Source organism: Sphingopyxis sp. MC1 (assembly GCF_000371385.1).
GTDB classification, from domain to species: Bacteria; Pseudomonadota; Alphaproteobacteria; order Sphingomonadales; family Sphingomonadaceae; genus Sphingopyxis; species Sphingopyxis terrae.
This window is the reverse complement of the sequence record NZ_AOUN01000003.1, coordinates 200,899-218,430: the sequence shown is the minus strand read 5'-3', so window position 1 is coordinate 218,430 and position 17,532 is coordinate 200,899. Positions and strand designations below refer to the sequence as shown.

The window sequence follows — 17,532 nt, the reverse complement described above, 5'->3', positions numbered from 1 at the left end:
CACAAGGGGCAGAACGATGATTAACGCCACCGGCAACCGCATGACGCGCGAGATCGCGCGCCAGTCAAAGCTCGCCGAACAGATCGAAAAGCTGCAGATCCAGGTCTCGACCGGCAAACGGCTCCAGCGCATGTCCGACGATGTCGTGGCGTCGAAGCGGATCGCGACGATCGGCAAGACCCAAGCGGCGATGGACACCTGGGCGACCAACATCAACACCGGCAAGGCGCTCGCCGCGCAGGCCGACGGTGTTCTGGAATCGACGAGCGATCTGCTCACCCGTGCTCGGGAACTCACGCTCAATGCGGCGAGCGACACCGCGAGTCCGGCCGATCGCGCGACGATCGCCGCGGAATTGAGCGCGATTGCCGACCAGATCGACGGGCTGGCCGCGACCCGCGATGCGAACGGCGAACCGCTTTTCGCAACCGGCAATGCGCGCGCAATGCGGTTCGATTCGGACACGGTATTCGCCCCGGTGCCATCTGCAGCCGATGCCCTGGCCGTCAGCGGGACGAGCTTGTCGACTTTCGTCCGCGATGCCGCGGCCGCGGTGGCGGCAGGCGACAAGACGGCGATGGGTGGGTCGATGACCGCTCTCGACACCGCAATCAACCACACTGCTGACCAGAACGCCGCCATAGGCCTCGCTGCCGGCCGCCTCGAGCGGATCGGTGACAGCCTTGCCGCGCGCGGCGTGACGCTGGCCGACGAACGCTCGTCGGTCGAGGATACCGATCTTTCGGTTGCGATCGCGCAGCTCAACGCTGCCGATCTGACGCTCGGCGCTGCGCAGGCGGCCTTTGCCAAGATCAACCGGCAGAGTTTGTTCGATCTTTTGAGCTGAGCGGCCTCAAGTTTCCGGCGCCGCTGCCGTTAAGCGTAAGAGACGTCCCTGTTTAGGCGGACCCCGGGCGGGTCCGGATGGAGTTGAGCGCGCATGTTTCCCGTAATCGGCATCGTCGTACTGATCCTGCTGGTGTTCGGGGGTTTTGCGCTGACGGGCGGCAATCTTGGCCCCGTCATGCACGCCCTGCCGCACGAAATGCTCATCATCGGCGGCGCCGCGGTCGGATCGCTGATCATCGGCAATTCGGGCGCCGACCTGAAGGCGCTCGCCGGCGGGCTTGGCAAGGTGTTCAAGGGGCCGCAGTACAAGAAGCAGGATTATCTCGACGTCATCCTGCTCGTGTCCTCGCTGATGAAGATGATGCGCACCGAAGGACCGGTCGCGGTCGAACCGCATATCGAAGACCCCAAAAGCTCGCCCATCTTCCAGCAATATCCCAGGCTGCTCAAGGACAGCACGCTCGTCCACCTGATCTGCGATACGTTGCGCCTGGTCGTTGTGTCGTCGGGAACGCTCGATCCGCACGCGGTCGAGGACGTGATGGACAATGCGGTAAAGAACCACCACCACCACGCGATGAAGCCGGCTGACGGCTTGCAGAATCTCGCCGACGCGCTCCCCGCGCTCGGCATCGTCGCGGCGGTGCTTGGCGTGGTGAAGACGATGGGCTCGATCGACAAGCCGCCGGAAATTCTGGGCGGGATGATCGGTTCGGCGCTCGTCGGCACCTTCCTCGGCGTGTTGCTCGCCTACGGGCTCGTCGGCCCGTTCGCGACGCGCGCGAAAAGCGTGATCGAAAGCGACGGCGCCATCTATCACACGGTGAAGCAGCTCATCATCGCATCGCTCCACGGCCACCCGCAGCCACTCGTCATCGAAGCGGCGCGTTCGGGGGTCGAACATTCGAACCAGCCGAGCTTCGCCGAGGTCTTTGACGGAATGCGGGGCCGCTGATGGCCGCGCGTCCCAACACGCCGCCGCGGCCGATCATCGTCAAAAAGGTGATCGAGGGGGGCCATGGCGGCCATCATGGCGGTGCGTGGAAGGTCGCCTATGCCGACTTCGTGACCGCGATGATGGCCTTCTTCCTGCTCATGTGGCTGCTGGGCGCCACCACCGAAAAGCAGCGCAAGGCGCTTGCCGACTATTTCGCGCCGACGATCGTCCAGACCAAGCAGGAAAGCGCCGGGTCCAACGGCATGTTCGGCGGCGATTCGATCGTTTCGGCCGACAATTATCCGCATCGCGCCGGGCAGACGGGGACGCGGTCGATCACGATCCCGCGCGACGTTGTCGGCGGACCCAAAGAGGCTTCGGGCCGCGAACAGGAAACCAAGAAGTTCCAGCAGGTCGCGAAATCGCTCGCCGAGCGTGTCCAGCGCAAGGGCGATCTGCGCCGCCTCGCGCGCAACCTGCGCTTTACCCAGACCGTCGACGGCATGCGCATCGACGTAGTCGACGATGCCGATTTCTCGATGTTCACGATGGGAACGAGCCAGCTCACGCCCGAAGGCGTGCGGCTGTTCCAGGAAGTGGCCGAGGCGATCGGGGGCGTTCCGAACCAGCTGATGATCCGCGGTCACACCGATGCGGCACCCTGGTCGGCAGGCGCGGGCACCAACAACTGGCGGCTGTCGGTCGACCGGGCGGAGGTGGTGCGCAACTATCTCCAGTTCCGCGGGATCGATTCAAACCGCTTCTCGCGCATCGAAGGGGTCGCCGACCGCGAACCCTATGTCCCGTCGAATCGCTTCGACCCGCGCAACCGGCGCATCTCGATCACGCTCGGCTGGGGCAGCGCGGCCAAATATTAGTGCCAGATTGGCAGTAAGATAAATCCTTAACAGCGCAATTGCGCGATCATTGCTGCCAGATTGGCAATAACAATTTGTTTTCAATGGGTTGTAATAGTCTGGATAATCTTTCGTTTACCATTTTCCTCAATCTCTCGGCTCATCGGAAAGGCGCCATGGGGGGCGCCATGGAGACGAAAATGACTGAGGTGGGGCAGAACAAGGGCAATAACGCAGCGCTCGAAGCGCTGATCATCGGCAACAGCCCGGCGGTCAGCCAGCTGCGCGAGATGATCCGCCGGGTGGCGCGGTCGAATGCCTCGGTCATGCTGTGCGGTCCGTCGGGATCGGGCAAGGAACTGGTCGCCCGGGCCATCCACGATGAAGGCGTGCGCGCCGGCAAGGCCTTCGCCGCGATCAACTGCGGCGCCATCCCCAGCGAACTTATCGAATCCGAACTCTTCGGCCACGAAAAGGGCTCGTTCACTGGCGCCACGGCGCGCCGTATCGGCCATTTCGAAGTCGCCAGCGGCGGCACGCTCTTCCTCGACGAAATCGGCGACATGCGCTTCGACATGCAGGTCAAGCTGCTCCGCGTGCTCGAGGAACGCACCATCGTCCGCGTCGGCAGCAGCGAGGTCCGCCCGGTCGATGTCCGCGTCATTTCGGCCACGCACCAGGATCTGGGCGCGGCGATCGCCGAAGGCAAATTCCGCGAAGATCTTTTCTTCCGCCTGGGCGTCGTCGTCCTGCAGGTGCCGAGCCTGGCGAGCCGCGTCGAGGATATTCCCGCGCTGATCCGCCATTTCCAGCGCAAGATGCCGGCCGACGCCAAGTGCCGCTATGACGACGCCGCGATCGCGATGCTGATGCAGCACCGCTGGCCGGGCAATGTCCGCGAACTGCGTAATTTCGTCGAGCGCGCCAGCGTCCTGTTCGGCGGCGAAACGCTCGGCTGCGACGATGTCGCGATGCTTTTGAACCCCACCGCAGCGCTGGCACCGCGGCCGATCCTCCCCACGGGTACGGTCGCGGTACCAGCCGGCGGGCTGGACATCCCGGCGGCCGCCGGCGCGCAGGCGAAAAAGCCCGCGCCGGGTCAGCCGATCGACCTCAAGCGCGAGATCGAGACGATCGAACTCGAACAGATCCACGTCGCGCTCGACCTTGCCGACGGCATCATTTCGGAGGCTGCCCGCCTCCTGTCGCTCAAGCGCACGACGCTGATCGAAAAGATGCGCAAATATGGAGTTCAGCAGCAGGCCGCCTGAAAACTACCCCACCAGTTTCGGCGCCGCTGAATTCGGCACCGGTCGCACCCCACCCCCGTCGTCGCTTGTCCCCACTTATAGCGACGGCGCGGGCCGCGGCCGGTGCCGAACCCTTTTTTACCGATCGATAATGAAGAGACGACGCGGGCGCGTCAGCGAAGCTGGCGCCAAGCCTCGGCGATCGTGCGGATGCCGTCGAGCACCTCGGCAAAGCCGTCTTCGTGATTGGCGGCGATCGCCTCATCGAGCTTGCGGCGCATGCTGCGATAGACGCGCGACAGCGCCGCGGCGACATCGCCGCCCGCGCTATGATCGATATTGGCGTCGAGTCCGATCAGGATCGCGCGCGCGCGGTGCGCGGGGTCGGTGGCGGAGACGCGCTGTCCCTGTCGCGCCATCGATCCGAGCACGCCGACCGCCGTCTCCAGCTCGTCATAGAGCATGGCGACGAGCTCGACCGGGTCGGCGCCCTCGGCGCGGCTTTCCTGCTGCAGCCGGCGGTAGGTGCCGGTGGCGCGGACGATCGAGGCGGTGGCAGGCACGGCGAAAACCCTTAGTTATTGCTGTTCTGGTTGTTCCACATCTGGATCTGCTGTTCCAGATAGGCCTGGGTCGCCTTGAAGGCTGCCAGCTTGGCGTCGAGCGTGCTGTATTTTTTCTCCAGCCGCGCGCGATAGGCATCTTCGCGCTCGTTGACCTTGTCGAGCTGGTCGGCAAGATCCTTGCTCTTGGCATCGAGCGTCCTGGTGACGCGATCGATCACGCCGCCTGTCCCCACGGCCTTGTCGCGCAGAGCGTCAAGCACACCGGCGATGCCCGGATCGCTGACGTCGGTATGCGCGCCGTCGCGCGGCGGATTAAACAATGCTTCGACCGCGCCGGCGTCGGTCGTCAGGGCGGTTTCCAGCCGGGTTTGATCGACGGCAAGCAGGCCGTCCTTGTTCGTGTAGATGCCAATGTCGGCGAGCGTCGTGTAGGTGCCGCTGCTGGTCAGCGTTTGCGACATCATGCCGCGCAACTGGCCCTCGAGCTCGCGCAGGCCCCGCGTGTCACCCGACATCGCGGCGGCGTCGGTGATGCTCTTCTTGAGCTGGTTATAGACGTCGACGAAATCCTTCACCGTCTGCCGGATCATGTCGAGCGGGCGACTTGCCCCCACATCCACCTCCTGGCCTGGCGATGCCTTTTTAAGCGTGAGCGACATGCCGGGAATCACGTCGTCGACGATATTGGAACTGCGGCTATAGGCCACGCCGTCGATCGTGAATTGGGCATCGGTCGCCGATTGGCCGAGCGTCATGCCGCCGTCTGCACCATAGCCGAACGCCGCGAGCGCCGGATCGGCGCCCGCGTCGGCAGTCAGCGTGAAGCTGTTCGCCGCTCCCGTCGCGCCCTTGAGCACGATCCGGCTGCCGCCAGTGTCGGACACGATCGAGGCCGATACGCCGCTGCCGCTGGCGTTGATCGCCTTTGCCAGCCCTTCGAGGCTGTTGTTCGTGCTGTCGATCGTGATCACATGGTCGGTGCCGCCGACGCTGAGCGTCATCGTGCCCGTCCCGATCGCCGCCGTCCTGTCGGCGACCACCGCCGAATAGGCGGTCTGCGCCCGGGCAAGCTGGTCGACGACCACCGTTGCCGAGAAGCTGTCGGCGTTGATACCGGCGCGCGTCGTTGCCGAAATCACGCTTTCGTCCGAAACCGTCGGCGTACTGCGCAAGGTGCCGTCGGACACCATCTGCGCCAGCGAATCGGCAAAGCCTTCAAGGTTCGATCGCGCCTGCGAAACGGCGCTGATCCGCGCCTGATTCTGCTGCGCCAGCGTCGAGAGCCGCGTAACCTTGGGCTCGCGCGAGGCAGCCGCAAGATCATCGACAAGCTTGGGAATGTCGATCCCCGACCCGGCGCCGAGCGAACTGGCAATGGAAGTGAGAGCCATGGCAAATATCCTTCGCTCCTCTTAACGGCCGCGCGCGCGCGACATTAAGCGCGAAATCAGCCTTGTCGGCGCCCGTCGGGATCGAATTGGTGCGACACCGGAATCTCGACATCGGGCTGGCTGCGTCCCTCGGCGACCGCGCGTTCGAGTTGGAACACGAAGGCGAGGATCGTGGCGACCGCGACGAACAATTCTTCTGGGATCGTCCGCCCGGCGCGCACGGTGAAATAGATCGCACGGGCGAGTTGCGGATATTCCAGGATCGGAATGTCGGCGCCGCGGGCAAGCTCGCGGATCGCCAGCGCGACATCGCCGCGCCCGCGGGCGACGACCACCGGCGCTGCATCGACGCCGGGGCGATAGCGCAGCGCGACCGAGAAATGCGTCGGGTTGGTGAGCACGACCGTCGCGTCGGTCACCGCCTTGCGCGCCGACCCGCTCAATATTTCGTGCGCCCGCTGGCGCTGCGCCTGCTTGAGTTCGGGGGCGCCGTCAGACTGGCGCATCTCCTCTTTGACTTCCTGCTTGGTCATCATCAGACGCCGGTTGCGCTGATACCATTGGGCGGGAACGTCGATCAGCGCGATCACCACCAGCCCGCCCGCCATCGCGAGCATCGAATGGCCGATGGCGCTGCCGGCGAGCCCGATCGCGGCATTGAGATCGGTCGACGCCATGGTCATGATCGCGGGCAGATTGACCGCGATCAGCCAATAGCCGATCGTTCCGAGCAGCAGCACCTTGGCGATCGACTTGACCAGTTCGATCAGCCCCTGCGGCCCGAAGATGCGCTTGAGGCCATTCAGCGGATTGATGCGGTTGCCCTTGAAATTGAGCGCCTTGCCGCGCCAGCCGAGCGAACCGAGCATCGCGGGCGCCGCGATCGCAGCGACGAAGGCGAGCGCGAACAGGCTGCCGAGCGGCAGCAGAATTTCGAATCCGTTGCGCATCACCGCTTCGCCCGGCGCAAAATGCGCGACGTCGTCGGCGCTGAGCGTCAGGCCGCGTTTCATGAGGTCGCCCGCCGACTGGACGAGCCAGCCGCCCGCGGCAAAAAGCCAGCCCGCACCCGCGAGCATCATCAGCGCGGTCGCGAGTTCGCGCGACATCAGCACATCGCCCTCGCGCGCGGCGTCGGCGCGCTTTTTCGGGGTTGGTTGTTCGGTTTTCTGGTCCTTGTCCGACTGTTCGGCCATCGTCAGCCCCCCGCGAGCAGGCGCGCCATGTCGAGCGCATCGGACAGGAAGCGGGCGATCGCCTCGGCCATCGCGGGGGTCGCGATGCCGAGCAGGATGACCCCGGCAAGCAGCGTCGCCGGCAGGCCGACCGCGAACAGGTTCATCGCCGGAGCCGAGCGCCCGATGACGCCCATCACCATCTGGACCATGATCAGCACGAAGCCGACGGGCAGGGCGATGGTCAGCCCCGCCGCGAACATCAGGCTGCCGAAGCGCAAGATGCCTTCGATCGCGCCATAGGAGGGAAAGGCGTTGCCCGGCGGCAGCGCATTATAGCTCTGCACGATGATCTCGATGAGCAGCAGATGGCCGTTCGCCGCCAGGAACAGCGCGGTGGCGAGCATCGAGAGGAACTGGCCGACCGCCGAGCTCATCTGCCCGCTCATCGGATCGACCATTGCCGCGAAGCCGAGGCCCATGGCGTTGCTGATCGCCTCGCCCGCGAGCAGCGCCGCGGCGAGCCCCATTTGGAGCACGAAGCCGATCGCGAGCCCGATCACGACCTCGCCCGCGACGAGGAGCAGGCCGGTGAAGGACACGAGCCCTTCGGGCGGCAGATGGAGCCCCGATGCCGCGACCGCCGGAACGCCGACGGCGAGCGCGATGACGAGGCGGAGCTGCACCGGCACGTTCGTCGCCCCGAACACCGGCGCGGCCAGAAAGGCGGCGCCGGGGCGGATCATCCCCAGCATCCAAAGCTGGAGCATCGCCTCGATATTCGGGATATCGGCCGGGTTCATCGCGGCCCTATCGGACCAGATTGGGTATCTGGGCGAACAGGTCGCGGGTGAAATCGGTAAGCAGGACCAGGATACTGCTGCCGAAGATCGCCAGACAGATGGCGGTGATGATGAGCTTTGGTACGAAGCTGAGCGTCTGTTCGTTGATCGAGGTCGCCGCCTGGACCATGCCGAGCAGCACGCCGATGACGAGCACCGGAATCAGGATCGGCGCCGAGGCGAGCGCGAGAATCCACAGCGCGTGCTGTGCGACACCGATGAAATAATCGGCCTCCATCGCCCTATGTCCCGAACGACGAGGCGAGCGACCCCATCGTCAGCGCCCAGCCGTCGACGAGGACGAAGAGCAGCAGTTTGAACGGCATCGATATGACTGTCGGCGACAGCATCATCATGCCGAGCGACATCAGCGCCGATGCGACGATCAGGTCGATGACGAGGAAGGGCAGAAAGATCAGGAAGCCGATCTGGAAGGCGGTCTTGAGTTCGCTGGTGACGAAGGCGGGCAGCAGGATCGAAAAGGGGACGTCCTTCGGGCTCGCATATTCGGGCGCCTTGGCGATCTTGGCGAACATCATCAGGTCGGTCTTGCGCGTCTGCTTCATCATGAAGCCGTGGAGCGCGTCGCCCGACCGCACGACCGCCTCGCCGATGTCGATCTGTTCCTGGCCATAGGGGGTGATCGCGACGCGGTTCACCTCGCTGAGCACCGGCTGCATCACGAACAGCGACAGGAAGAGGCTGAGCCCGACGAGTACCTGGTTTGGCGGCGTCTGTTGCAGGCCGAGTGCGTGGCGCAGGATCGACAGCACGATGATGATGCGCGTGAAGCTGGTCATCATCAGGAGCAGCGACGGCAGCACCGTCAGCAAGCTCATCAGCAGCAGGATCTGCAGTGACAGGCTGAGCGGGCGGCCGTCGCCGCCGATTTCGCCGACCGCGCGGGTCAGGCCGTCGGCTGCTTGCGCATGCGCCGCGGGCGCCGCGGCGACGAACAGCGCGATGCCGCCGGCAATCGCCGCGCGGCGCAGCCAGCGGCTGCGCGCCGGGGCGGCGTCAGTCGACATGAAAATCGCCTTGGCTGTTGTCGGCAAGGCGCGTGATGCCGTTGCGCGACACCGCGATCAAAATCTGTTGCCCGGCAAATTCGACGACCGCGAGCTTCGACCCCGGACCGAGGGGGAGCACGCCGACAAGGTCGACCGGCCGATCCTGTTTCGCGCCGCCGCCCAGCGGCACGCCCATCTGGACGCGCTTCCACAGCCACAGGCTGCCCCAGGCCATGCCGCCGACGATCGGCAGCAGGATCAGCAGGCGCAGGATATATTCGAGCATCAGGCCCTCCGGTCGAAGCCGGCGATGCCGCGGTCGGGCGCGACGACTTCGGCGACCTGGATACCGTAGCGGCCCTCGACGCTGACGATCTCGCCCTTCGCGATCAGCGTGCCATTGGCATAGATGTCGAGCAGGTCGGTCGCCGCGCGGTCGAGTTCGATCACGCTGCCTTCGGTCATCGTGAGCAGCTCGGCGAGCGTCATCGACGTCGATCCGACCTCGACCGAGACACGCAGCGAAACGCCGGCGAGCAGGTCGAAATTAGGGGCGGCGGCAATCGTCTTGCCTTCGCGGCGGTCGCGCTGCGGCGCCGCGGGCGCGTCGCTGAGGTCAGTCATTGTCCGGTCCTTTTTCGATTTGATCGATCATGATGGCGGCGTTGCCATTGGCTTCGCCGATGCTGCCGAGCGCGAATTTGCGCCCAGCGACGGTCACCGGCACCTGGCGCGGCATGGTGATGGGAATGATGTCGCCAACTTCGAGCGACAGAAGTTTGACAAGGCTGATCTCGGGACGCGCGAGGACCGAACGCACGGGCAGGCGGACGTCCTTGAGTGCCTTGTTGAGCGCGTTCGACCAGACAGGATCGGTCTGCGGCAGGTCGCGCATTTCGGGCACCGGTTCAGCGCCCGCGATTCCGCGCAGCGCCGCCTGCGGATAAGCGCACATTACGGTCTTGCCATCGAAGGGCGCGCCGCGCAGCGTGAAGCGCTGGACGAGCAGTTCGTCGTCGGCGCGCACCGCGGCGAGCTTCGCGCTTTCGGTGGTGACGAAATCGAGTTCGGGATCGATCGGGTGCTTGTCGCGCCACGCGGCGGCGAGCTGCAACCCCATGTCGCGGCCGAGGCGCGCGGCAAAGCGTTCTTCGGCGTCGGTCAGATCCTCGCGCTCGCCGGCGGGCTGGCCCTTGCCGCCGTAAAAGATGTCGACGAGCTGGAGGACAAGCGCGCGGCCGCCGGTGATCAGCACCGGCCCCTTGAGCGGCGGCGCGTGATAGCGCCAGAAAATCGCCGGTTCGACGACGGCGCACCAGTCGGCAAAGCGCATCGTTTCCGCGGGCGCGCGCTCAATCTGCACGAGCGGCGCGCCGAGCGCGCGCACCAGATCGCGCAGGCTGCGCGCGAACTGGTTGCTCACGGCGTCGAGCAGCGGAAAGGCATAGCTGCCCTCCGACCGGCGGAGCAGCAGCGACGCCTGCGCGTCGGCCTCCTGCCGCGCCGCGGCGTCTGCGGCCGCTACGGGTTTGGCGTTTAGCGTCACTGAATCACCAAGCTTGTGAAATAGACATTGTCGATGCCCCCGAACCCCTCCTTGTCGCGCAGTACTTGGTTAATCGCATTGGTCAACTGGCGTTGAAGCCGCTGTTTGCCCTGCGACGTCGAAAGCAGCGCCGGATCCTGTTCGGCAAGCGTCATCAGGACGGCCGACCGGATCGGCACCTCCTGCCGCTTGATGTTGGTGATCAGCTTGCCGTCATAATAGGTCGACAGGCTGATCCCGACCTGAAGAAAGCCCGATCCGTCGGCCAGATTGGTCGTGAAGGGCTGTTCGATCGGATAATAGGTGATCTCATATTTGCGGGGATCGACCTTGTAATGATCGTTGGGAACGGAGACGGTACCGACCTTCAGCGCCGGCGCACCGCCGCCTTCGCCGCCCTCGCCCGAGGCCGCTTCTTCCTTTTCGCTGCGTACGACCAGCTTGGGGTAATTGTCCTGCGGCGTCGCCTTATGCTCGCCGAGGCCGCCACCCAGATAGATGCCCGCGCCAGCACCGGCGCCGATCAGCGCGGTTCCGCCGACGCCGACCACCAGCAGCTTCTTCATCTTGCCGCCCTTCTTGGGCGCTGCTTCGGGGGCCTTGTCCTTGCTCATCTCGTCGGTTCCTTTCGATATCAGGCAAAGCGGCCGCGGCGGTTCGCGGCGCTGTCGTCATCGCGCGCGTCGGCGCGATCATTGGCGGTTTCGATCAAATGGCTCGCGTCGGGCGCAGCGCCGCGTCCCTGGTTCTGGCCCTGTCCCTGACCCTGGGCGAGCGACGGGCGCCCGGCCTGATCGGGGGTGCAGGTCACTTCGGCACCGGCAACGCGGACGCCCTGCTGGCGGAGATCTTCGACCAGTCGCGGCTGTGCGGCGGCGACGATCGCGGCGGTGCTTTCATGCTGGGTGTCGAGCTTCATCGACACGCCGTCGCCGTCGAGTTTCATCGCGACGTCGAGCCGGCCGAGGTGGCGCGGCATCAGGCGGAAGCTGAGGTCGCCCTTGTCCGATTTGGTCGCGGCGATATCGGCGGCGAGCTGCGCGATCCAGCGATCGTCGCTCGTCAAGTCGAGCGTGCGTTCGGCGAGCGGCGCCGCCTGCGCCGGGGCGCCGATGCTTGTGGCGCCGGACGCGGCGGGCTGATTGAACAGCACGGTCATGGAAGCCCCGCCTTCGGCACGGATCGGCTTGGCCGCGGGTTCGGCGGCGGGCGCCGGCGTAGCGGTGGCGCTCTCGGCCTTCGCAGGCGTTACCGCGGGTGCGGCGGGGGCGTCGCGGCCTTGCGGCGCGGCCGGGGCAAGTGCAGGCTTGGCAGCCTTCGCGGGCTTGTTAGCAACCGGCGCGGAGGCTTCGGGCGCCACGCCATTCGCGGCGGCAGGCGCCGGATTGACGGGCAGCGGCGCGGCAGGAAGCGTCGTCTCTGCCGTCGTGACGGTGTCGGTCGCGGGCGCGCCATCGGTCGCTTCGGCATCGGCATCGCCGGTGCCGGCCTTCGCCGGATCGGTGGCGGCTGGCTTGGCGGGGTTGCCGGTGAGGGCGGCGAGCAGGGTGGCGGCGTGGGCCGCGGCATCCTGCGCATCGGGTTGCGAAACGTCCGGGCCGGCACGCTTGGGTGCGGCCTTGGGCGACGTGTCGTCGGCCGGGATCGCGGGCGCCGCTTCGGTATCGGCGGCGGGTGCCGCCTTGGTATCGGTGGCGAGTTTTTTGCCGCCGACGATGGCGGCGAAATCGGGTGTCACGACGTGCGGCGTCTCGGCGGCGGGGGTGCCGTCGGGGTTGGCGGCCGTAGCCGGCACGGCATCCGCTGTCGGCGCCGCTGCGCCTGCCGCTCCGGCCCCTGCGAGCGCGATCACGCTCGCGGCCGTCGCCGTCGCCTGAGTATCGCCGATCGGCGCAGCGCCGGGCGTGCCGGTCTTGCCAATCGTCGCGGCTCCGGGAAGCGCGGCGAGGAGCTGGCTGAAGCCGCCGTCCTCGCCCGTGCCGCTGGCCGGCGCCTGGCCGATATTGGCCAGAAAGGCCGCGAAGCCGGGCTGGCTCGCGCTCTGGGGCAGACCGGGCATCATTCCGGGCCGCCTTCGACCAGGCGCAGGCTCATCGTGCGGCGGCGGTGCGGGCGGTTCGCGTCGGCGCGGCGTTCCATCTCGACTTCGGCCGACTTGCGGCTGCGTTCATAGAGGCGCACCGCCGATTCTTCCTTCATCAGCGCGCTCTGCGCGAGCACGCCCATTTCGTCGCGGCGCGCGCTGGCGTTGACCAGCGGGGTTGCAAGATTTTCCTTCGCCATGTCGAGCCGCACGCCGAGCTCGCCGACCGTATTGAGCGCGCGGCCCGCGACGACGCCCCGGGCGACCGCGAGGTCGGCGCGCAGCGCCTCGAGGCGGCGCGACAGCTCGACGAGGCTCGCAAGCTCGCCATTGGCGCGCGCCAGATTGGCCTCCGCCATCTGATGTTCGACGGTGCGCACGCGAATGATACGTTTGCGGCGTGCGGTGCGAGCGGTCATGCAGAATATCCTTCGATGAGTGACTGGCGTGCGGTCTGGAAATCGACCTGGGCGCCGGCGGGCTGGGTAACGAATGCAAGCTGGTCGGCGCGCCGCGCGATGGCGGTGTCGAGCACCGGATCGGTGCCGGCGACATAGGCGCCCATCAGCATAAGGTCGCGATTCTCTTCATAGGCGGACCAGAGCTGGCGGAAGCGCGCGGCGGCGGCGGCGTGATCGGCATCGACCGAATCGGCCATGGTGCGCGACAGCGACCGGGCGATGTCGATCGCGGGATAGACGCCCTGTTCGGCAAGCTGGCGCGACAGGATGATATGACCGTCGACGATCGCGCGCGCCGAATCGACGACCGGATCCTCGATGTCGCCGCCATCGGCGAGTACGGTGTAGAGCGCGGTGATGGACCCGCCGGTGAGGCGGTCGTTGCCCGCGCGTTCGACGAGCGAGGGGATGAGCGCGAAGGTTGAGGGCGGATAGCCCTTCATCGTCGGCGGTTCGCCCAGTGTCAGCCCGATCTCGCGCTGCGCGTGCGCTACGCGGGTCAAGCTGTCGATCAGCAGCAGCACCTTCTTGCCGTCCTGACGAAAGGCTTCGGCGATCGCGGTCGCGCGCATCGCGGCGCGCAGGCGGAGCAGCGGCGGATGGTCGGCGGGAACCGCGACGACCACCGATTTCTTGCGGACGGCGGGCGGCAGCTTGGTCTCGACGAAGTCGCTGACCTCGCGGCTGCGCTCGCCGATCAGGCCGACGACGATCACGTCGCACTCGGTGCCTGCGATCATCTGGCCCATCAGCACCGACTTGCCGACGCCCGACCCCGCGATGATCGCGACGCGCTGGCCTTCGCCGACGGTGAGCAGGCCGTTGATCGCGCGCACGCCCATGTTGAGCGGTTTGGTCACGCGGCCGCGGCGCAGCGGATTGACCTTGCGGCCCGCGAGCGGCCACTGGAACTGCGACTTGACCGGCGGGCGACCGTCGAGCGGATTGCCCTGCGCGTCGATGATGCGGCCGAGCAGCGCCTTGCCGACGGTCACCATGCTCGACGCGCCATGCGGTTCGACCGGCGCGCCGGTGACGAGCGGCATGTTGGTGTCGAAGGGCAGCACGAGGCTGCGGTGTCCGCGAAAGCCCACGACCTCGCCGTTCACATATTCGTTGTTCGCCGACTTGATGCGGACATTGCTGCCGAGCGGCTGGGGAAAGCCCGATACTTCCAGCATGATGCCTTCGTGCGCGACGAGCGTGCCGATGCGGCGCGGCGATGCGTCGCTGAGGTCGACGGGGTCGAGCAACTGGCGCGCGGACATGGCGAGGCGGCGCGTCATGCGGCGGCGCCCTGGCTGCCGAGCGCGGCACGCAGCTCGTCCAGGTAGACCGCGCGGCCATGTTCGATCCAGCCGGCCGAAGTTTCGACGCGGACGGTGCCGCGCGCCATCGACGGATCGCTTTCGATCGGCAGCGCGATCGGCGCGTCGATGAGCAGCACGGCGTCGGCGGGATTGACCCACAGGGTGCGCGCCTTGTCGGCTTCGGCGACCAGCGCGGCGGCGGTTTCGGCCTGAGTGCGCAGCCAGTCGGCCTCGATCGGCGCCGCCTCGACGATCTGGCGGACGAGCCGCTCGACCGTTTCGGCGATCAGCTGCGCGAGTTCCTCGCTCGGTTCGTCCTGCAGCGCTTCGGCGGCGGCGACCATCGCGAGCAATTGCTGGCGTTCGACCGCAAAGGCGGCTTCGGCGAGGCGCTGGCCTTCGGCAAGCCCGCGCGAAAAGGGATCGTCGGCGGGCTCGGCCGCCGCTTCGGCGACCGGCGTCAGCGGAGCGCTGCGCGGCTGGCCGAATTGCAGCGGGCGAAAGCCGCCGTCGCGCGCCATCGCATGCGCCAGTGCGGCAACGGTCGATTCGGCCGCGAGATCAGACATAATCGTCGCCCCCGCCCGCGAGCATGATTTCGCCCGATGCCGCCATCTGGCGGACGATCTGCATGATCGACTTCTGCGCCTCGTCGACGTCGGTGCGCTTGACCATCGTCATTTCGGCCATTTCGTCGCGGATCGTTTCCGATGCGCGCTGCGACATCGTCGACAGGCACAGATCGACCATGTCGGCGTCGGTGCCCTTGAGCGCGACCGCGAGGATCGCGGCATCGACCGAGCGCAGCACCGTGCCGATGCTCTTCTTGTCGAGTTCGCGCAGATTTTCGAAGATGAACATCTCTTCCTCGATCGCCTGTGCGAGCAGCTTGTCCTGCTTCTTGAGCGCGCGGATCGTGCGTTCGGACAGCGACTTGGGCATTTTCTTCATGATCTTCGCGACGTCGCTCGGGCCGCCGATCGGCTGCTTGGCGACGCGCTGGCCGCCGACATTGGCGGAGGCGAGAACCGATTCCAGATCCTCGATCGCGGCGGCGGGGACGGTGGTAAGCTGCGCCGCGCGCAGCACCAGATCGGCCTGCAGGACTTCGTCCAGCGTTTCGATCGCGCGCGCCGCGACGTCGGGGATCAGCACCGACAGGATCAGCGCGCCGACCTGCGGATGTTCGCTCGCCAGCAACGCGCTGATCGCCTCGACATCCATCCAGCGCAGCATTTCAAGCGACGCGGCGCTCGACTGCGGCGCGACCGCGGCCAGGATATTGTCGGCGCGGACATTGCCCACCGCCTGATTGATGACGGTGCGGATACGCGTTTCGGCGCCGATGGCGAGCGCACTGACGTCGCGGCTGCGCACGACAAACTGGTCGAGTGCCTGTTCGATCTGCGTTTCGCTGGCGTTGGCGGCGTCGAACATGCCCTTGGCAAGCTGGCGCACTTCATCGGGATCGAGATGCTTGAGGATCGTGGCGGCGTCGCCTTCCTCGAGCAGCATCAGCAGGATCGCGGCGGCGGCCGATCCTTCGATGGCGGGGCGCAGGCCGACCGCGGGTGCGATCTCGCCGGCGACGTCGGTGTCGTCAGCCATGGGCGCCCTCCTGCATCAGCTGGCGGACGACGAGCGCGGCGCGCGCCGAATCCTGGCGGACGAAGGCGCGGACCAGATTGGCGCGCGCTTCATAGCTCGGTGCAGCCTCGATCATCTCGAGCGTGATTGCGCTGCCGCCGCGCGGCGCGTCGAGCGCGGCGCGGTTTTCGGTGGCGGTGAGCAGCGACTGTTCGATTTCGGCATCGCGTTCGGCGCGCGCGGCGGCGCGCTGCTTGGCCGACTTGATCATCGGACGGCCGATGAACAGAAAGGCGAGCAGCGCAGCGAGCACGGCGCCGATCTGCTTGGCGAGCGGCATGAACCACGGCTGGTCGTAGAAGGCTGGAGGGACATCGTCGACCTTTGCAAAGGGACGCTGGCTGATCGCGACGACGTCGCCGCGCGTCTGGTCATATCCGACCGCGCCTTTCACCAGCCCCTCGATCTTGGCGAGGTCGGCCTGGGTCAGCGCCTTCTGGCCCTGGTTGAGCGCGACCGCGATCGACAGGCGCTTCAGGCGGCCCTGTGGCTGGTGCGTGACAGAGATTTCGCGGCCGACCTCATAGGCGCGGGCCGAATTTTCGTTGCTCTGCGTGTCGGTGGTCGGCGCGCCGGCGGGCGTCGGCGCGGGGGCATTGTTCGTAACCGTAGTTGCCTGCGGCGGCTGGTTCGACAGCGCGCCGGGGATGCCGACGGCGGGCGGTGTGCTCTGGCCGCTGACGACCCGGCTCACCTGTTCGGTGCGCAGCGCGCGGTCGTTCTCGGGGAAGCTTTCGCGCGTCGCCTGGCTTTCCGACATGTCGACGTCGGCGTGGACCTCGACCGAATAATTGCCCGAACCGAGCATCGGGCCGAGCAGCGTTTCGAGCGCGCGGCGGAAACGGTCCTCCATCTGCATCTGAAGCTGGAAGCTCTTCATGTCGCCGCTGCTGGCGCCGTCGGAAAGCAGGGCGCCGCGCTGGTCGATCACCTGGACCTCGTCGGCGTTCATGCCGGGAACCGAAGAGGCGACGAGGAAGCGGATGCCCTGAACCTGCGCGTCGCTGAGGCTGCGGCCGTTCTGCAGCGTCAGCATCACCGACGCGGTGGCGGGCTTGTCGTCGCGGACGAACAGGCTGGGTTCGGCGGCGGCGATGTGGACGCGCGCGGTCTTGACCGCGTCGATCGTCTCGATCGTGCGGGAAAGATCGGCTTCGCGCGCCGAGCGCAGCGTTTCGCCTTCGATCGCGCGGCTCGACCCCATCGGGAGCGAGGCGATCAGGCTGTCTCCGCTCGGCTGCGCCTTGGGCAATCCCTGCCCGGCGAGCGCGATGCGCGCCTGATACAGTTTGTCGGCATCGACGGTCAGCGCGCCGGTCGTCGGATCGATGGTGTGGCCGATCCCCTGCGACTGGAGCGCGTCGGCGACGGCGGCCTTGTCGCTGTCGTCGAGCCCGGCGAAGAGCTGCGCCTGCGGCGCCGACTGGGTCATGAAATAGGCGAGCGCGGCAAGGCCGATCGCGGTCGTCGTGGCGATCGCGGGCAGGGCGCGCTGGACGGCGGGCTGGCGGACGAACTGCTGGACCGGCGCAAAGCGGCCACCCATCGCGGGGAGGGGCAGCCGGTTCGTATCGGCAACGGGGGCAAGGAGTTGAGCTTCGGCCATGG

Annotated in this window: 20 protein-coding genes; 4 read left to right on the top strand and 16 right to left on the bottom strand. The window is 66.8% G+C overall.

Annotated features, from left to right (window positions below; genetic code table 11):
- Positions 1–16 precede the first annotated feature (16 nt).
- The 4 genes from EBMC1_RS04840 (at position 17) to EBMC1_RS04825 (ending at position 3,914) form a co-directional block, all read left to right on the top strand.
- Positions 17–847, top strand: coding sequence for a flagellin (locus EBMC1_RS04840; protein ID WP_003041471.1), 831 nt, complete (start codon positions 17–19; stop codon positions 845–847).
- A gap of 93 nt (positions 848–940) precedes the next feature.
- On the top strand, positions 941–1,804 hold the full coding sequence (gene motA / locus EBMC1_RS04835; RefSeq protein ID WP_003041465.1) for a flagellar motor stator protein MotA: 864 nt from the start codon (positions 941–943) through the stop codon (positions 1,802–1,804).
- Entirely contained in the window at positions 1,804–2,664 is an 861-nt protein-coding gene (locus EBMC1_RS04830; RefSeq protein ID WP_003041462.1) for a flagellar motor protein MotB, read from the top strand. Before motA ends, EBMC1_RS04830 begins: the two co-directional genes overlap by 1 nt.
- Before the next feature lie 179 nt (positions 2,665–2,843).
- The gene (locus tag EBMC1_RS04825) at positions 2,844–3,914 is read left to right on the top strand and encodes a sigma-54 interaction domain-containing protein (RefSeq protein ID WP_120694154.1); all 1,071 of its coding nucleotides are present in this window, start codon (positions 2,844–2,846) and stop codon (positions 3,912–3,914) included.
- Positions 3,915–4,066: 152 nt separating this feature from the next.
- Here EBMC1_RS04825 and EBMC1_RS04820 read toward each other — a convergent pair whose 3' ends face one another.
- Genes EBMC1_RS04820 through fliF form a run of 16 tightly spaced genes read right to left on the bottom strand, consistent with a single transcriptional unit; the run spans position 4,067 to position 17,530 of the window.
- Complete coding sequence (locus EBMC1_RS04820; RefSeq protein WP_003041457.1) at positions 4,067–4,456, bottom strand: flagellar export chaperone FliS; 390 nt, start codon at positions 4,454–4,456, stop codon at positions 4,067–4,069.
- 11 nt (positions 4,457–4,467) lie between these two features.
- Entirely contained in the window at positions 4,468–5,850 is a 1,383-nt protein-coding gene (gene fliD, locus EBMC1_RS04815; RefSeq protein ID WP_003041454.1) for a flagellar filament capping protein FliD, read from the bottom strand.
- 56 nt (positions 5,851–5,906) lie between these two features.
- Entirely contained in the window at positions 5,907–7,046 is a 1,140-nt protein-coding gene (gene flhB, locus EBMC1_RS04810) for a flagellar type III secretion system protein FlhB (protein WP_003041452.1), read from the bottom strand.
- A 2-nt stretch (positions 7,047–7,048) separates the two neighbouring features.
- A complete protein-coding gene (fliR, locus tag EBMC1_RS04805) occupies positions 7,049–7,828 on the bottom strand; it encodes a flagellar biosynthetic protein FliR (RefSeq protein ID WP_003041447.1) in 780 nt (259 codons plus the stop codon).
- A gap of 7 nt (positions 7,829–7,835) precedes the next feature.
- On the bottom strand, positions 7,836–8,105 hold the full coding sequence (locus EBMC1_RS04800) for a flagellar biosynthetic protein FliQ (protein WP_003041444.1): 270 nt from the start codon (positions 8,103–8,105) through the stop codon (positions 7,836–7,838).
- A gap of 4 nt (positions 8,106–8,109) precedes the next feature.
- Entirely contained in the window at positions 8,110–8,895 is a 786-nt protein-coding gene (gene fliP / locus EBMC1_RS04795; RefSeq protein WP_003041441.1) for a flagellar type III secretion system pore protein FliP, read from the bottom strand.
- Positions 8,885–9,163, bottom strand: a complete 279-nt coding sequence (locus EBMC1_RS04790; RefSeq protein ID WP_003041439.1) for a flagellar biosynthetic protein FliO — start codon at positions 9,161–9,163, stop codon at positions 8,885–8,887. Before EBMC1_RS04790 ends, fliP begins: the two co-directional genes overlap by 11 nt.
- Positions 9,163–9,501 (bottom strand): flagellar motor switch protein FliN, encoded by a 339-nt coding sequence (fliN, locus tag EBMC1_RS04785; RefSeq protein ID WP_003041437.1) that lies wholly within the window; start codon positions 9,499–9,501, stop codon positions 9,163–9,165. The genes EBMC1_RS04790 and fliN overlap by 1 nt, the downstream gene beginning before the upstream one ends.
- Positions 9,494–10,423 (bottom strand): flagellar motor switch protein FliM, encoded by a 930-nt coding sequence (locus EBMC1_RS04780; protein WP_003041435.1) that lies wholly within the window; start codon positions 10,421–10,423, stop codon positions 9,494–9,496. Before EBMC1_RS04780 ends, fliN begins: the two co-directional genes overlap by 8 nt.
- On the bottom strand, positions 10,420–11,037 hold the full coding sequence (locus tag EBMC1_RS04775; protein WP_003041433.1) for a flagellar basal body-associated FliL family protein: 618 nt from the start codon (positions 11,035–11,037) through the stop codon (positions 10,420–10,422). Before EBMC1_RS04775 ends, EBMC1_RS04780 begins: the two co-directional genes overlap by 4 nt.
- A gap of 20 nt (positions 11,038–11,057) precedes the next feature.
- Positions 11,058–12,485 (bottom strand): flagellar hook-length control protein FliK, encoded by a 1,428-nt coding sequence (locus EBMC1_RS17745; RefSeq protein WP_003041431.1) that lies wholly within the window; start codon positions 12,483–12,485, stop codon positions 11,058–11,060.
- Positions 12,482–12,925 carry a hypothetical protein gene (locus tag EBMC1_RS04765; RefSeq protein WP_003041429.1) on the bottom strand — a complete coding sequence of 148 codons (444 nt, stop codon included), beginning with the start codon at positions 12,923–12,925 and terminating at the stop codon, positions 12,482–12,484. Before EBMC1_RS04765 ends, EBMC1_RS17745 begins: the two co-directional genes overlap by 4 nt.
- A complete protein-coding gene (locus EBMC1_RS04760; protein WP_003041427.1) occupies positions 12,922–14,253 on the bottom strand; it encodes a FliI/YscN family ATPase in 1,332 nt (443 codons plus the stop codon). The genes EBMC1_RS04765 and EBMC1_RS04760 overlap by 4 nt, the downstream gene beginning before the upstream one ends.
- The gene (locus EBMC1_RS04755; RefSeq protein ID WP_003041425.1) at positions 14,250–14,846 is read right to left on the bottom strand and encodes a FliH/SctL family protein; all 597 of its coding nucleotides are present in this window, start codon (positions 14,844–14,846) and stop codon (positions 14,250–14,252) included. Before EBMC1_RS04755 ends, EBMC1_RS04760 begins: the two co-directional genes overlap by 4 nt.
- Complete coding sequence (locus EBMC1_RS04750; protein WP_003041423.1) at positions 14,839–15,885, bottom strand: flagellar motor switch protein FliG; 1,047 nt, start codon at positions 15,883–15,885, stop codon at positions 14,839–14,841. Before EBMC1_RS04750 ends, EBMC1_RS04755 begins: the two co-directional genes overlap by 8 nt.
- Positions 15,878–17,530 (bottom strand): flagellar basal-body MS-ring/collar protein FliF, encoded by a 1,653-nt coding sequence (fliF, locus tag EBMC1_RS04745; protein WP_003041421.1) that lies wholly within the window; start codon positions 17,528–17,530, stop codon positions 15,878–15,880. The genes EBMC1_RS04750 and fliF overlap by 8 nt, the downstream gene beginning before the upstream one ends.
- Positions 17,531–17,532: the final 2 nt, after the last annotated feature.